We start from the raw sequence: 2,025 nt of genomic DNA, 5'->3' as shown, positions 1-2,025 counted from the left end.
GCGCGCGTAGCGCGATAAGACTGGGCTGCGCGCGTAGCGCGATGACTACTTGCCGAAATCCAGGATCGCCGCCGTGCCATCCTCGGCACCGGCCATCAGATAACGGCCATCGGACGTCCAGCCCAGGGCGGTGACTGGCGCATCGCCCAGACGTTCAAGGTCGATGCTGGAGCCATCAGAGATGCGGCCGAGTTTGAGCCGGCCATCGTCATGGCCGGAGGCGATCAGGCCGTGGCGCGGATGGAAGGCCACAACCGTGACCGGTGCGCCGCGGCTGACTTCCACCGGCGCCGAACCCATCGGCCCCTTGCCCTTGCAGTCCCACACCACCACCACATCGGCGCCGCTGGTGGCCAGCCAGCGACCGTCGCGCGACCAGCTGAAACATTTCGGCTTGGCCGGATAGCCACTCATGCGCATGTCGGCGGAATCCGCCAGGCGCCAGCCATGCAGTTCGTTTTCCTGCGTGCCGGTGATGACGAACTTGCCATCCGGCGACCAGGTCACCGCCACATGCGAGCCTTTCCAAGCCAGCCGTTTGGGCTGCTGCGCCTCGGCCTTGGCCCACCACAGGCTGACGCCGCCGTAATGCGCCGCCACCAGCCGCTTGCCCTTCGGGTTGAAGGCGATGCCGCTGACCGTGCTGGGATGATCCGCGAATATGGCGACCGGCCTGCCGGCGCCATCGAGCAGGCCAACCGTCTTGCCGGCGGCATAAGCCAGAAGACTATTCTGGGCACTGCCATTGTCGGCCACAACAACATGCTCGATCCACTTGCGCGGCACGCTGGCCAGCTCATGGCCCTCGCCGGCCACGGTGGTGTGCATCAGCCGGCCATCGTCGCCGCCCGACACGAACCCCTCGCCACCCGGCGCCGCTGCCATGCAGAGCAGGGCGGCATCGGCATGCACGATCAGGCGGCGGGTATTGGCCGCTTCGGGATCATCAAAGGGACGCAGCGCGATCGAACCGTCGCCCAGCCCGAAACCGGCCGTGCCGGCAGCCTCGGCGGCGGCAACGGCGATCACCCCGGCCTTGAACTGCCACAGATAGGCGCGGAAACCGATCTGGGTGCCTGCCCCTGCCTGCCTGGCATCAGGCGCGGCAGGCATCGAAGCCCTGCTGCAAGGCGGCGGCATCCAGCTCGCGGCCGATGAAGACCAGCCTGGACTGGCGCTTCTCGTCGGCGCGCCACGGCCGCTGGAAATCGCCGTCCTTGATCATGTGCACGGCCTGGAACACGAAGCGCTTGTCGCTGCCCTTCAGGTCGAGGATGCCTTTGGTCCGCAGGATGTCCTGGCCCTTGGTGGCCAGCAGATCGCTGATCCAGGCGTCGAACTTGCGGGCATCCAGTGGCGCAGCCACGGTGAGCGACACGCTCTGCACCGTGACGTCGTGCACGTGATCATGGCCGCATTGCTCGTCATGCACATGCCCGGCTTCGCCATGCGCCGGGTTATGGCCGTGATGATGGTGATCATGATCGTGGCCGCAATGGTCGTCATGCACATGACCGGGCTCGCCATGGGCCGGATTCTGCTTCAGGAATTCCGGCTCCAGGTCGAGGATGCGGTCCAGATCGAAGGCACCGCGATCCAGAATCTTGTCCAGCGGCACGTCGCATTTGGTGGCATGGTGGATCTTGGCAAAGGCATTGATCGCCCGGATGCGGCCTTCCACCTCGGCCAGTTCGGCCGGCGTCACCAGATCGGCCTTGTTCAGGATGATCACGTCGGCGAACGCGATCTGCTCTTCCGCTTCGCGGCTATCCTTCAGACGCGCCGGCAGATGGCGGGCATCGACCACGGTAACGATGGAATCGAGCTTGGCGCGGCGCGCCACATCCTCGTCGACGAAGAAGGTCTGCGCCACCGGGCCGGGATCGGCCAGGCCGGTGGTCTCGACGATGATGGCATCGAAGCGGTCCTTGCGCTTGAACAGGCCTTCGATGATGCGGATCAGGTCGCCGCGCACGGTGCAGCAGATGCAGCCGTTGTTCATCTCGAAGACTTCCTCGTCGGCAT

2 protein-coding genes are annotated in these 2,025 nt (G+C 65.7%); both read right to left on the bottom strand.

Going from position 1 to position 2,025, the window contains the following annotated elements; translation table 11 throughout:
• Nucleotides 1-45: 45 nt before the first annotated feature.
• Entirely contained in the window at nt 46-1,113 is a 1,068-nt protein-coding gene (locus Q1J79_RS10915) for a WD40 repeat domain-containing protein (RefSeq protein WP_300300117.1), read from the bottom strand.
• A partial coding sequence (locus Q1J79_RS10910; protein WP_300300115.1) for a GTP-binding protein occupies nt 1,097-2,025 on the bottom strand: 929 nt, incomplete at its 5' end. The genes Q1J79_RS10910 and Q1J79_RS10915, both read right to left, overlap by 17 nt.

It is taken from the genome of Ferrovibrio sp. (assembly GCF_029255545.1).
In the GTDB taxonomy this organism is placed as follows: Bacteria; Pseudomonadota; Alphaproteobacteria; order Ferrovibrionales; family Ferrovibrionaceae; genus Ferrovibrio.
Note: the sequence above shows the minus strand (reverse complement) of the source record. Positions and strands in the feature narration are given on the sequence as shown.

Coding starts and splice junctions, on each gene's coding strand:
- Q1J79_RS10915 (WP_300300117.1), bottom strand. CDS start 1,113: ATGCCTGCCGCGCCTGATGCCAGGCAGGCAGGGGCAGGCACCCAGATC.